The 13,691-nt window shown below is 70.6% G+C and carries 10 protein-coding genes; 3 read left to right on the top strand and 7 right to left on the bottom strand.

From position 1 onward, the window contains the following. Positions 1-121 precede the first annotated feature (121 nt). Complete coding sequence (locus V1460_RS30605; RefSeq protein ID WP_338676840.1) at positions 122-2,002, top strand: DUF4012 domain-containing protein; 1,881 nt, start codon at positions 122-124, stop codon at positions 2,000-2,002. Positions 2,003-2,072: 70 nt separating this feature from the next. Here the strand turns inward: V1460_RS30605 and V1460_RS30600 are convergent, their stop codons facing one another. Further along, complete coding sequence (locus V1460_RS30600; protein WP_338676839.1) at positions 2,073-3,065, bottom strand: NAD-dependent epimerase/dehydratase family protein; 993 nt, start codon at positions 3,063-3,065, stop codon at positions 2,073-2,075. Beyond that, on the bottom strand, positions 3,062-4,252 hold the full coding sequence (locus V1460_RS30595) for a glycosyltransferase (protein ID WP_338676838.1): 1,191 nt from the start codon (positions 4,250-4,252) through the stop codon (positions 3,062-3,064). The genes V1460_RS30600 and V1460_RS30595 overlap by 4 nt, the downstream gene beginning before the upstream one ends. Before the next feature lie 225 nt (positions 4,253-4,477). Between V1460_RS30595 and V1460_RS30590 the strand changes: the two genes are divergently transcribed. Both V1460_RS30590 and V1460_RS30585 read left to right on the top strand, forming a co-directional pair. Then, a complete protein-coding gene (locus V1460_RS30590) occupies positions 4,478-5,671 on the top strand; it encodes a glycosyltransferase (RefSeq protein WP_338676837.1) in 1,194 nt (397 codons plus the stop codon). After that, on the top strand, positions 5,664-6,974 hold the full coding sequence (locus tag V1460_RS30585; RefSeq protein ID WP_338676836.1) for a polysaccharide biosynthesis C-terminal domain-containing protein: 1,311 nt from the start codon (positions 5,664-5,666) through the stop codon (positions 6,972-6,974). The genes V1460_RS30590 and V1460_RS30585 overlap by 8 nt, the downstream gene beginning before the upstream one ends. Before the next feature lie 24 nt (positions 6,975-6,998). Here V1460_RS30585 and V1460_RS30580 read toward each other — a convergent pair whose 3' ends face one another. The 5 genes from V1460_RS30580 to V1460_RS30560 all read right to left on the bottom strand — a co-directional run bounded on the left by V1460_RS30580 (position 6,999) and on the right by V1460_RS30560 (position 13,522). Beyond that, complete coding sequence (locus V1460_RS30580; protein ID WP_338676835.1) at positions 6,999-7,928, bottom strand: class I SAM-dependent methyltransferase; 930 nt, start codon at positions 7,926-7,928, stop codon at positions 6,999-7,001. After that, on the bottom strand, positions 7,929-9,218 hold the full coding sequence (locus tag V1460_RS30575) for an O-antigen ligase family protein (RefSeq protein ID WP_338676834.1): 1,290 nt from the start codon (positions 9,216-9,218) through the stop codon (positions 7,929-7,931). Positions 9,219-9,224: 6 nt separating this feature from the next. After that, positions 9,225-11,234, bottom strand: a complete 2,010-nt coding sequence (gene asnB, locus V1460_RS30570; protein WP_338676833.1) for an asparagine synthase (glutamine-hydrolyzing) — start codon at positions 11,232-11,234, stop codon at positions 9,225-9,227. Between the two features lie 93 nt (positions 11,235-11,327). Next, on the bottom strand, positions 11,328-12,374 hold the full coding sequence (locus V1460_RS30565) for an MraY family glycosyltransferase (protein ID WP_338676832.1): 1,047 nt from the start codon (positions 12,372-12,374) through the stop codon (positions 11,328-11,330). Next, entirely contained in the window at positions 12,362-13,522 is a 1,161-nt protein-coding gene (locus tag V1460_RS30560) for an NAD-dependent epimerase/dehydratase family protein (RefSeq protein WP_338676831.1), read from the bottom strand. The genes V1460_RS30565 and V1460_RS30560 overlap by 13 nt, the downstream gene beginning before the upstream one ends. Positions 13,523-13,691 lie beyond the last annotated feature (169 nt).

The raw sequence follows: 13,691 nt of genomic DNA, 5'->3' as shown, positions 1-13,691 counted from the left end.
TCGTTGGGCGAGTTCGGATCCGGTCCTCCCCAGATTAGTAAAAAATGGGGCATTCATTCCGCTATGGGCGTTTTCCCTTGCGAGGGTGGCGCCGTCCAGATCGGGAGAAGAGCCGGTGAACGTGCCACCACGTATTCAGGGAGTCGCTTCGTCAGTCGGGGACTCGCTGATCAAGCCCCTCAGGAAACGGGTCGCCCACTGGGCGGGACTGCTTCGACGTGTTCGAGGGCGGCGGCGCGCCGGATTCCTGCCGCCGGCCTTCGCCGGCCTTCTGCTGCTTTCCGTCGGCTGGTTGGTCGGGACAGGGCTGTACGCCCGCGGTGAACTGCTCGCTGCCCGCCAGGACCTGGATGCCGTGCGGAGCGCGCTCACGGGGGCGGGGGACCCCGGCCATCGGGGTGAGCACGGCGCGCGTGCCGAAGCGGCGGCGGCGTCGGCCGCTTCGCACGCGGCGAACGCTCACGGTGCCACCACCGGCCCCGCCTGGTATCTCGCGGCTCGGCTGCCCTTGGTCGGTGAGCCCCTGGAGACGGTCCGCGGCACGACCAAGGTGTTCGACAGGCTGGCGGGCGATGTACTCCCCGGCGTCGTACGGACCGTCAGCAGGCTCAGCGGGCACAGCGGCCCCGGTCACCTCGACCTCTCGGCACTGGGCGCGTCGGCACCCGCGCTCGACCGGGCGGCACAGCACATGGCGCAGGCCAGGACCGAGGCCCACAGGCTGCCGCGGCGCACCTGGCTGCCCGCCGTCGACCGGGTACGGGACGCGCTCGTCGACCGTCTCGACCGGCTGGCACCGGCGGTCGCGGACGCCGCGACGGGCGCCCGGCTCCTTCCGCCGATGCTCGGTGACACCGCCCCGCGCCGCTATCTGCTGGTCTTCCAGAACCCGGCCGAGGCGCGTGGAACGGGCGGCATGCCCGGCGCGTACACCATGCTCACCGCCACCCGGGGCAAGCTGTCGCTGACCGAGTTCGGCATCGACACCACGATGGCCGGAGCCCGCCCCAGGGTGGCCCTCGGTCCCGAGTTCGACAGGCTGTACGGGCCGGCTGATCCGGTCAACACCTGGCCCAATTCGAACATGAGCCCGCACTTCCCCTATGCCGCCCGCATCTGGTCGGCCACCTGGTACGAGAAGAGCGGTGGCGAGCGGATCGACGGCGTCTTCGCGGTGGACCCGGCCGTCCTGGCGCGTCTGCTGGCCGCGACCGGACCCGCGGTCATGGCCGACGGAGCGGTGGTGAGCGCGGACAACGTCGTGGACCTCAGCGAACGGGCCAACTACGCGAAATTCTCCGACTCCATCAAGCGCAAGGCCTATCTGCTGGACGTGGCCCGCGCCGCCGCCGGCCGCCTGTTGAGCGCCGCCGACGACCCGCAGCGGCGCTCAGCGCTCTTCCTCGGGGTGTACGACGTGCTGCGGAGCGGGCAGATGACCGCCTGGAGCGCGCACGCCGACGAGCAGCGGGAGCTGGAGCGGTACCCGTTCGGCGGCGCCCTGCCGCAGGACGACCGCCCCTACGCGGGCCTGGTGGTCAACAACGGAGCGGGCACCAAGCTGGACTACTACCTCGACCGCACGCTGGACTGGCGTCCCGGCGGCTGCACCACGGCAGGTCGCGAGGTCACCGTCAAGGCAGTGCTGTCCAGCAGCGCGCCGCTCAAGGGGCTGCCGCCTTATGTCACCGCGCGACTCGACAAACCCGCTTATCCGGTCCGGCTCGGGGACAACCGCCTGCTGGTGTCCTACTTCGCGACCAGCGGGGCGGAGCTGCTCGGGGCGAGTATCGACGGCCGGCCGGCCATGGTGAACCAGGGAGACGAGTTGGGCCATCCGGTGTTCACCTTCGATGTCGAGCTGCCGGGCGGCGGCAGCAGGACGCTGACCATGCGGCTGCGCGAGCCGGTGTCGGAGCAGCGCCCCGTCGTCTTCCAGCAGCGGTTGCCGCGCCCGATGAAGGTCACCGTGCACCCGTACCCGGGCTGCCGGGTCGGCTGACCGGCGGGTCCGGTCCGTCGCCGCGCAGGGCTGTCGGGCCGGACCCGTCGTCGGTTCGGTCGGACTGAGCTCAGTTCGGCTCGGCCGAGCCGAACGCCGCGTGTGCCGCGTGCTCGGGGCGTTCGGGGTGGTATTCGGGCAGGGTGCGGAACCACTCCACCGTGCGTTCCAGCCCTTCCACCAGCGGCACCTGCGCGAGATCCGGGAACAGCTCGCGCAGCAGCCCGTCGGCCGCCTGCGAGTCGCGGACGTCGCCCGTCCTCGGCGGCTCGTGCCGGATCGCGGACTGCCGCCCGGTGATTCCGGCGAGCTGCCGGGCGAGGTCGAGCACGCTCACCCGGGTGCCGAAGGCGAGGTTGACGGGTCCGGCGCAGGTCACCCGGCGCAGCACCGCGTCGGCGAGTACGCGGACGACGGTGCCCACATAGGTGAAGTCGCGGGTCTGGGCGCCGTCGCCGAATACCCGCACCGGTGCCCCGCGCAGCAGCGCGTCGATGAAGGCGGGTACCACGGCTGCGTAGGCGTGCCCGGCGGGCTGGAGAGGCCCGTAGACGTTGAAGAACCGGAATGCCAGGGCCGGGAGCCCGAACGAGGCGCCGTAGGCGAGCAGGTACGCTTCCGTGGCCAGCTTGCTCGCGGCATACGGGCTCAATGGCCGCGTTGCCAGTTGTTCGTGCTTCGGCAGCACTGCGGTGGCCCCGTAGACGGAGGACGACGAGGCCGCGACCACATGCACCCCCGCTCGCCGGCATGCCTCCAGGACGGTCACCGTGCCGGTGGCGTTGACATGGTGGCTCGCCACCGGGTCGGCGAGGGAACGGGGCACGGAGGGGCGGGCCGCGAGGTGCACCACGGCGTCCACGCGGGCGACGAGGCTCTCGACGAGCGAGGAGTCGAGGATGCTGCCCTCGACCAGCTCGGCGCCGGTCCCCTCCAGATTGGCCGCGAAACCCGTGCTCAGGTCGTCCAGGGCGATGACCCTGCCGGCGTCGGGACGCGATACGAGCTCTTGGCACAGGTTGGCGCCGATGAACCCGGCACCTCCGGTGACGAGTACGTTCAACTGTGCTCACCTTTTTCGGACGGGATGACAGAGAGGACGGGAGGGACAGCGGATCCGGGAGGAGCAGGGGGACTCCACCAGCCACGGGCCACGGCGATGGCGGAGTAGAGCGCCTCCGTGTCGGCCACCAGGCGCTCCTCGCCGAACCGCCGCCCGGTGAACTCCCGCGCCCGGGCCCCCATCTCCCGGCGCAGGTCCGGATCGCGCAGCAGAGCCACCGTCCGGCTCGTGAGCTCGGCGGTCACACCCGGCGTGGGCGCGGCCAGGAACCCCGTCACCCCGTCCCGTACGACCTCGGAGACGCTGCCGACGTCGGTGGCCACCACCGGCAGTCCGGCGAGCCCGGCTTCGATCAGGCTGACCGGCATACCCTCGTTGTCCGAGGTCAGCAGCACCAGGTCGGCGGCGGCGTACACGGTCTCCACATCAGGGCGCCAGCCCAGCAGATGGAGGCGGTCCCCGAGTTCCGCGACGGTTTCCGGCCCCGGCCGCAGATCGCCGTCCCCGCACACCGCGAAATGCGCCTCCGGCACGGCGCGGTGCACCTCGCGGGCCACGCCGAGCAACCGGTCGGGTCGCTTGATCCCGGTGACCCGGCCGACATATGCGACCACCGGGCAGTCCTGGGGCAGCCCGAGTGCCTCTCTGGCCTTCACCCCATCCGGCGCGGGCCCGAGCCGGGTGCCCGGCGGTACGACGGTGTACTGCCCGGGCTTTCCGATTCCGGCGGCGATGAGATCGTCGCGTACCCGGCCTCCGACCGCCACCAGCCGGTCCGTGAACGCGGCGAGTCGGCGTTCGGCGCCCACCACGATTCTGGTCTTCGTCGGTGGGAAATAGCCGTGCAGGAGATGTCCGTGAAAGGTGTGCACACGCGACGGAACTCCGGCCAGCACCGCGGCGGTCCGGCCGAGGGCCCCGGCTTTCGCCGTGTGCGTATGGACGATATGCGGCCGGAATCGCCTCATCGTGGTGACGAGTTCGGCGAGGCAGCGGGCGTCGTCCGATGGCCGCACGGCGCGACCGAGTCCTTTGATTCGCTGAACTGGCAGGTCAGGTGCTCGGTGATCCAGGTGGTCGGCCTCGTCCGGCGCCACGAACCCGGCGATGAGTCGGTGCTCGAACCGTCCGGAGTCCATGCCCCGCAGAAGTGCCGAAACCTGGACGGCAGGTCCGCCGATATTCATACGCGTGATTACTCTCATCACACGTAGGCGTGGGATTTCCGGCCCTGCGTCTGGCTGCATGGCGGTCGACATGCAGCCGATAGTAGGCGGCGTGCGCCGGTGTATTGGCCAAGGGCGCGTTTCATGTCCGGATCCGCGGGTCGCATGTACAGTACGAATTCCCGGAACGCGGTTGGCGATGACCGGCGGTGAATGTCCATGAATAGCGAGCGAGTGGTGTCTTCCATGCAGACGACGGACCGGACACCCGCACCGCTCGCACCCTCATCCGGCCCGTCAGCACCGACCGGTGACGCCTCCTCGCCTCCGTCGCCCACCCGGGTCTGCCTGCTGATCGGACAGCTCGGTCTCGGTGGCGCGGAGAAGCAACTCGTGCTCCTCGCTCGCGGACTGAGCAGGCGGGGCATCCGGACCCATCTGCTGGTCCTGTTCGACGGGGGCCCGCGGGAGGCCGAGCTCCGGGACTCCGGAGTGACCCTGGTGAAGCTGGGCTTCTGGCGTCGGCAGACCCGGGGGTCCACGCTGCTCGGCAACATCCGCGCCTTCGTGCGCCTGCTGGTGTTCCTGCGGAAGGAGAAGCCGCAGGTGCTCCAGGCTTTCCTGCTCCACGCCTATGTGCTGGCGGCGCCCGCTGCCAGGCTCGCGCGTGTCCCCGTGATGGTGGCGGGGCGGCGCAGTCTCGGGTTCTTCAAACGCGGGCACCGCGTGGCGCTCACGCTGGAGCGGATCGCGACGCGCTGGACCGATCTGGTGGTCGCCAACGCGCAGGCGGTCGCCGACGACGTGCGGCAGGACGAGGGGCTGCCCGCCGACAAGCTCACGGTGATCCCCAACGGGATGCCGGCCGGCGAGTTCGAACTCGCCGCGCCCGTCGATGTGGACACCTCGCTGCCCGTGGTGCTCTGCGTCGCCAATCTCGCGACCCACAAGGGCCACCGTCACCTCCTCGCGGCCTGTGCCGAGCTGCGGCGCCAGGGCAGGCCGTGCACCCTCGTCCTGATCGGGGACGGTCCGGAGCGCGCGGTGCTGGAGCAGCAGGCCGCCCGTCTGGAGGTCGACGCGCGCTTCCTGGGCTTCCGTACCGACGGTGCCGGATTCCTGGCGCGTGCGGATGTGGTCGTGCAGCCGTCCCTGTACGAGGGGCTGAGCAACGCCGTCATGGAGGCCATGGCGGCAGGGCGGCCGATGGTGGCCACGGCGGTCGGCGGCACACCGGAGCTGCTCGACGACGGGCGTGGGGTACTGGTCCCGCCCGCAGACCCGATCGCGCTGGCCGACGGCATCCGGTCGGTGCTGGAAGACCGCGACAGGGCCGCCGCGATGGGACGGCAGGCACGTGAATGGGCCCTGGCCAACCTCAGCGAAGACGTGATGGTCGACCGGTATCTGTCGCTGTACCAGCGGCTTCTCCATGGCTGACAGCGGGGCACAGCAGTTCGTCCGGGTGATCGCGGCCCGTGCGGGCACCCTCGCCATGGGCGTCGTCGCCAGTGTCGTCATCGCCAGGGCACTGCCGCCCGAAGCGCGCGGCACGTACTACGTGGCCGTCACATTCGGCACCACCGCCATGGCACTCGGGCACCTGTCCGTCGAACAGGCGCAGACCGCCCTGTGGTCGGACAAGAGCAAGCGACCTCTCCTCGAGGCCAACAGTGTTCCGCTGGGGTTGCTCGTCGGCGCCGTCGCCGCGCTGCTGGCGATGGCCGCGGCCGCCGCCTTCCAGGGGTACGGCAACCTGCCCGGACTGTGGCTGCTGGCCGCCGCCTGCGCGAACGTACCTCTGGCGGTCGGGGTGCTGTACGCGAGCAACATCGCCGTGCTGCGCGACCGCTCCCGCGAGGCGGGGCTGGCCGCGCTGGTCGCCGCCGCCGTCCAGTGCGCGTGCCTGGTCGCGCTCGGCGCCACCGGGCACATCACGGTGTACACCGTCGTGATCGTGTGGTCCGCCTCCTCCGTGGTGTCCCTGGCCGTGCTGGTCGGAACGGGCGGGGTCGGTGTCGCCAGGCCCCGCATGGGACTCGCGCGGCTGGCCTGTCTCAAGGGGCTGCGGCTGCACGCCGGTTCGACCGCGACCTTCCTGCTGCTGCGATCGGACGTGTTCCTCCTGAACGCCCTGGCGGGCCCCCACGCGGTCGGCGTCTACACCCTCGCGGTCACCCTCGCTGAGCTGAGCCGTGTCGCCGTAGACGTGTTCGCGCAGATCACACTGCCCAGGCAGTTCGACCACGACAAGCGCGGGGCGGTTCCCGTCGTGGTGCGGAACGTACGGCTCATGGCGCTGCTCAGCGCGGCATCCGCGCTGACCACGGTGGTCGCCGTCGCCGCCCTGATCAGACCTGTGTACGGGGCCGCCTACGCGGAGGCGGCCGCACTCACCACCTGGCTGGTGCCGGGGGTGCTGCTGATGTCGGCGGGCCGTCCCGTGTCCACCTACCTGCTGCGGTTCCGCTCGGCGCGCTCCGTCGTAGTGCCGTCGATGCTCGCCCTGGGGGTGAACACCGGACTGAACCTGCTGCTGATTCCCGTCTGGGGCGCGGTCGGCTGTGCGATCGCCTCCACGGTCGCCTATCTGACCGTGATGGGCGTGCAGTTCGGACTCTTCCTCCGCGACAGCGGCGTCCCGTGGTGGCGACTGCTGCCGACCGGCGCCGAGGCCGCCCAGCTCACCAAGTCGCTGCGACGGCGGCGCGGCGGGCTCCGTGTCGGCGGCCAGGCCGGCTGACGAGCGCGCCGCGCCGCGGTCCGGTCAGGCTCCCGCGCCGGCTCCCGAGCCCAGGGTGAACACGAACTCGTTGCAGCCGAGTCCGCCTCGGCAGGTCTTCAGATGACGCAGTTCGAAGTCACGCTCCCGGCAGAACGAGAAGACCTCCTCCGGTGTCGCGACCTCGAAGGGGTAGCCCCCCACCCAGTCGACCAGATCGTGTCGGCGTGACATGCCGCGGGGGCGGGGTACGGCCGCCCCGCCGAGTGGCGCGCGCCCGCGAGCCAGGTTCAGGAGCGTACGCGCGGGTTGGTTCCGGCTCAGGTACAGCAGGCTGCCGGACAGCAGCAGCCGCCGCGCGAGCGGTCCGGACCGGTTGTAGCGCCGCTTGACTTCGGTCCAGACCCGGCTTTCCAACCCCTGGTCGTTGTAGATCGACACGTACAGCGTCCCTCCCGGGGCGACCAGTCCGCACGCGGCGTCCATCGCCTTCCAGAGATCACCCGTGTGGTGCAGTACACCCCAGGAGTACACGATGTCCGCCTGCGCCTGCTCCTTCACGAAGCCGGAATCCAGGATGGACGCGCAGCACACGCTCCAGTCCGTCCCGTCGGCGTCAGGAGCGAACTGCGCGCGCAGCCGTTCGGTCGTACGCACCGAGTCGGGGTCGTAGTCGAAGGAGCGGACCCGCGCACCCATACGCAGCGCCGCGAGGGAGAACAGCCCGCTGCCGCAACCGATGTCGAGGAAGGTGCGGCCGGTGAGGTCGGCGGTACCGAGCGAATGTTCGAGCGACTTTCTGGCGGAGGTGATGCGCTCCTCGTCGATCAGATGCCCGAACTGGTGCCAGTTGCGGCCGAAGGCGAAGCGCCGGCCCTGACTGATCTCGGTCTCGCAGCCCGCCGATTCCGCTGCTCCGGACATCGCGGTGCCGGTGCTCGCCGTGGACTCGGTGTGTGCGGCGATCTCTGTCATTTACGTCTTCCTTGCGGTGAGGGGACGGGAAGGGGGTGCGACGGCCGGCTGCCGACGCCGGGACTGGGCGAGCAGACAACCCAGCAGCACCCAGAACGGAACGGACACGAGGAGGCTCGCCAGGGCGTTGGCGAAGAGCAGCCCCACCGCGGCAGCCACTCCCATCGACTGGAGAACCGCCTGCTCGGGGGAGTGCCGCCGGGCGAGAGCGAGCCACAGCAGGGCCGCGAACAGGACGAGTGCCGAGACTCCGGACTCGGCCGCCAGCCTCAGGTAGTCGTTGTGGGTGTTGATGTAGATCCCCAACTCGGGCGACATCCTGGCGAAGTCGGGGAACGCTCCGTATCCGATCCCGCGCAGCGGATGGTCGAGCGCCATGCGTGCGGCCACCCAGGCGGCGCGCCCGCGCACGTCGTTGTTCGCGGAGAGCTCGGCGGACTGACGGTTCCCGGTCAGCATGTCCCCGACCGCGTCCAGGGTGCCCGGCAGCAGCAGGGCGGCGGCGAAGGCCGCCGCCGCGATGAGCACCTTGCGGCGCAGCGGGCGCCCGGCGAGCAGCACGCAGGTCACGCCCGCAGCGACCATCAGGAAGGCACCGCGCGACCGTGTCTCCGTGATCGCGGTGGCGAGGACCAGCGCGGGCAGCAGCCACAGCCAGGAGCGCTGCAGCCGCGCGAGGCCGGCGGTGGCGACGAGCGGCAGGGCCAGCATGGCGCCGAGGTAGTTGGGGTTGAGGCCGAGTCCGATCAGGCGATCGGTGGCTTGTTCCCCCTGGACCAGGAGATGCCCGGCGACCGCGGCCCCCGACAGGGCGACGACCTGCGCGATGCGCCGAGGGTCCGCCGGAGCCATGGCCGAGACCGCGACGAGTGCCAGGCCCATGACGAGTGCCGCGCATCCCGCCCCGTCTCCCTCGGCGATGGTCGGCAGCGGTGGCAGCAGATGGCTTGCGGCGGCCGCGAGGGCGAGCAGTACGACCAGGGCCAGCGCGAGCAGATCGCAGCGGAGCCTCAGACCGCGCAGCAGGATGCGGAGCAGCAGGATGGCGACGCCGCCGGCGACCAGTGCCGCCGTCGCCGTGCCTGCCGGGTCCAAGACCGCCGTCACGGGAACCAGCCCAAGCAGCAGCACCAGGGACAGATCCGGACGGGACCAGACGACCAGGCCGAAGCAGGTCGCGACCACAGCCGCTGCGGTCGCCTTGCCGTGGAACAGCGTCAGATACACCGCGGCGGGCACGGAGAGCAGCAGGCACATCCAGCCGACGACCACGGCGGCACGCGATTGCATTCCCGCTCAGTCCCCACTGTGCCGCATCGGCTCCGAGGCGACCGGGGCCGCTCCGATGGCGAAGCCCGGCAGCGGGCAGGGCGCGGGCCTCGGCCCGGGCAGCGGCGGGTCGGCGAAGTGCCGGTGCCAGAGCTCGAACTGCATCAGCGCCCACAACCCCCGTGCGTGGTTCGCCCCCGCCATGTGCTCGTCGAGCAGCGCCCGTACGGCCTCCGGCCGGAAGAACCCGCGCGACCTCGCCGTCCGGTCCGTCAGGACGTCCCAGGCCAGGTCCTTCAGCTCGGTACGGAGCCAGTGGTCGAGCGGCACTCCGAACCCCTGCTTCGGCCGGTGCAGCACCTCGGAGGGCAGCCAGCCCTCCAGCGCCTTCTTGAGGAGGTACTTGGTGGTGGTTCCCCGTACCTTCAGCGACGCGGGAAGCCGCGCTGCCCACTCCATCAGCTGGTGGTCGAGAAAGGGGGAGCGGGCCTCTAGGGAGTGGGCCATGGTGGTGATGTCCACCTTCACCAGCAAGTCGCCCGGCAGATAGGTGTGCACGTCGACGTCCATCAGCTGGTTCGGCAGACTGCCCGCGCGCGAGGCGGCGAAGGCCTGTTCCATGAGGACGTAGCTGTCCACGCCCGACAGCTCGCGGCGTAGCTCGTCCGTGTAGAGCTCGTGCTTCTGCTCGGGGCCGAGATACGACATCAGCCGGGCGTAGCGGTGCCGGGGGGTCTCGCTCAGCATCCTGAGGGCGGTTCCCGCCTTCCGCAGGGGCGCGCGGGTCGAACAGCGGTCGTGGAGCAGGCCGGCCAGCCGGCGCAGCGCGGGGTGGGTGATGGCCGGGGCCCGCAGCCGCGATGTACGGGCCATGAGGGCGTAGCGGGTGTAGCCGCCGAAGGACTCGTCGCCGCCGTCGCCGTTGAGGGCGACGGTGACCTGCTGCTTGCTCAACTGGGCCACGTAGAAGGAGGGGATGGCGGACGAGTCGGCGAACGGCTCGTCGAAATGCCAGGTCAGTGTGGGTAGGACGGCCAGCGCGGAGGCGTCCACGACGAACTCGTGGTGGTCCGTCCCGTATCGGCGCGCCACCACCCGGGCATGCTCCCGCTCGTCGTAGCGGGCGTCGTCGAAGCCGATGGCGAAGGTCTTCACCGGCCGGTCGGTGCTCCGGGCCATGGCGGCGACCACAGCGGACGAGTCGACGCCCCCGGACAGGAACGCGCCCAGGGGGCGTTCGGCCACCATCCGGATCCTGGTGGCCTCGAGAAGGAGTTCACGGGTGCGCTCGGCGGCCTCGTGTTCGTCGACCCTGCGGTCGGCGGGGGAGAAGTCCAGCCGCCAGTAGCGCCGCACGCTCGTCCGGCCGTCCTGCCAGCTGAGTAGATGTCCGGGCGGCAGCTTGCGGACGTCTCGGAGGATCGACCACGGCGCGGGCACGTACTGGTAGGTCAGATAGTGGTGGAGGGCGACCGGGTCCACCTCTCGGTCGCCCGGGGCCACGGCCGTCAGCGCCTTGAGCTCGGACGCGAACAGCAGGGCGCTGCCGGTGTCCCGGTAGTAGAGCGGCTTCTTCCCGATGCGGTCGCGGGCCAGCAGCAGCCGACGCCGCTTCACGTCCCACAGCGCGAAGGCGAACATGCCACGCAGCCGGTGGACGAGAGCCTCGCCGCACTCCTCGTACAGGTGCACGATGCATTCGCCGTCACTGCCGGTGCGGAACCGGTGCCCGCGGGCCAGCAGTTCGCGGCGGAGGTCCCCGAAGTTGTAGATCTCGCCGTTGAACACCGCGATCACGCTGCGGTCCTCGTTGGCGATGGGCTGATCGCCTCCGGTCACATCGATGATCGCGAGCCGGCGCATGCCGAGGGCCACGTGTTCATCGGTGTGGTAGCCCGAACCGTCCGGACCGCGGTGCGTGAGGGTGCCGCACATGGCGCGGACGGTTGCCGGATCGGCAGTCCCGGTGGTCGCGATTCCGGCTACCCCGCACATCTGTCCGCCCTTCTGCGCCTGATAGCGACTGACCAATGGCACGATACCGGCATAATCTCCTATTCCGGACGACCTGCAGGGCTGGGGAGCCGGCTGGGTCCGGTCTGGTCCCGGCCGGTCCGGAAGCGGGCCGCCTCAGCTCGGTTCGTACACCGGGACCCTCAGCAGCAGCCCCCAGGCCACGGCGGTCGCCGCGACCACCGCGATCAGTGCGATGTCCTGCGCGAACACACGGAACATCACCAGGAAGGCGATCAGGCAGGTCAACGAGGCGAAGGCACCGATCACCACGGCGACCTGGCGCACGGTCAGGCCGAGTCGGCGCAGCCGGTGGGCGATGTGGTCCTTGCCGCCCTGCAAAACCGGCCGGCCCGCCCGGCGTCTGGCGACCATCACCAGGGCCGTGTCGGCGCTCACCACGAGGGTGACGAGCGGTAGCGCCGCGTATCCGGACAGCGCACCACCGCCGTCCTCGTGGAGGGTCAGGGTGGTGCACGACACCAGGAAGCCCACGAAGAGGGAGCCCGCGTCACCGAGGAAGATGCGGGCGGGATGCCAGTTGTGGAAGAGGAAGCCCGCGCACGCTCCGGTGAGCGCGGCCATGAGCGCGGCCGTGGCCGCGTGCCCGGTGCTGAGCGCCGCACAGCACAGGAAACCCGCGATCACCGTCGTCACCGTCGCGACCACGCCGTCCATGTTGTCCAGGAGGTTGAACGCGTTCGTGGTGAACAGGATCCATCCGACGGCGAACGGCACGTCGAACCACGCGCCCAGGAACTCGGGATGGTCGCAGCAGAGCACCACCACGAGCGCCGCCACCGCCTCGACGCCCAACCGGGCACCGATGCCGAGCGGACGCAGGTCGTCGGCGAGTCCCAGGGCGGCCACGAGCGCGGCGCTGGCCAGGATGACGCCGACGGTGACCGTGTCGGCGCTCCCGGGCTTCCCGGTGTTCTCCCCGGCGATGAGCACCGCCGTGATCGCGGTGGCCAGCGTGGCGCAGGCGACGGCCACACCGCCGAGGTAGGGCGTGGGGTGGATATGCGACTTGCGGGCGTTCGGACGGTCGGTGTAGCCGCGGCGCAGTGCCAGCCGCCGCAGGGGTTCGGTCAGCAGGGCCGCGACCAGGAAGGCGCCGAGACTCGCGAACAGGAACCCCGGCCATGGAGTCAGACCGGACACGGGCCCGCCAGTACGCCGGGGCTGCTGCCCGCACCCCCGGCGTCGCCTGCGCCGTCGGCGTTCCCGGCCTTCCCGGCCTTCCCGGTGCCTTCGGTGTTCCCGTTGGAACGTCCTTCGGCGGCGGCTCCGAGAGCCTGCCGGCGCACTTCGTCCCTGGCCTGCTCCACCGCGTCCCCCAGCATGTCGTCCAGGCTCCGCCTGGGCGCCCAGCCGGTGAGATCCCTGAGCTTCGAGGTATCGGGGACCCGCCGCTCCATGTCCTCGAACTCGGGCCCGTACGCCTCGTCGTAAGTCAGCCGCCGTAGGGACGAGGGACTCTCGGCACGGGCGATCACCCGCCGTGCGAGGTCCAGGACACGGATCTCCTCCTCACCCCCGATGTTGAAGGTCTCCCCACTGGACCCGGGGAGTGCGAGCAGCCGCAGCAGCGCGTCGACCGCGTCGGCGACATGAAGGAAGCAGCGGGTCTGCTCTCCGGTGCCGTAGACGCTGAGGGGCTCACCGAGCACCGCCTGCCGGGCGAAGCGCGGGATGACCATTCCGTAGGCGGGGCTCTGGCGCGGGCCCACGGTGTTGAAGAACCGCACGACGGTGGCGCGCAGCCCGTACTCCCTGCGGTACAGCTCGGCGAGGATCTCGTCCACCGCCTTGGCCGTGCTGTACGACCACCGGGGGATGGCCGGGCTGCCGAGGACCCGATCGGAGGTCTCCTTCAGCGGACCCGACGAGTTCTTGCCGTAGATCTCCGACGTGCTCGCGAGCAGGAGCTCGCGGTTGTGGCGGCTCGCCGACTCGATGACCGACTCCGCGCCCTTGGTGTTGACCAGGAAGGACCTGAGCGGTTGCTCCACGATCAGCCTGACCCCCACGGCCGCGGCCAGGTGCACCACGGTTCCGCAGTCGCGCACCAGCTCGTCGACGAGCGGGGCGTCGAGCACGGAACCCTCCACGAAGGTGAAGCCGTCCCGGGCCCCCTGCCGCTGAGCGTATTCACGGGAGACGGTGAGATTCCTCAGGCGTCCCGTGCTGAGGTCGTCCAGGACGACGACGCGCGCACCCTGTTTCAGCAGCGCCTCGACAAGATGGGATCCGATGAATCCGGCTCCTCCGGTGACAAGGTACTTGGGACTTTCCGGATGTTCCGTCAAGATGTCACCCCACGTTTGCGGTTCACGATATTCCGGGGGTGTGTGCACCCGGTCGCTCAGGGCAACGATAGCCCGAGCCGGAGCGCTAGTAATGCAATGAATGCGCGATTGGTCCGTCTGTGAAGCGACTTTCCGGGGCGTGTGACGCTGTTCGCCTGAATCACTGTCA

It is taken from the genome of Streptomyces sp. SCSIO 30461, from assembly GCF_037023745.1.
GTDB lineage: Bacteria > Actinomycetota > Actinomycetes > Streptomycetales > Streptomycetaceae > Streptomyces.
This window is presented reverse-complemented; position numbering and strand designations above follow the sequence as displayed.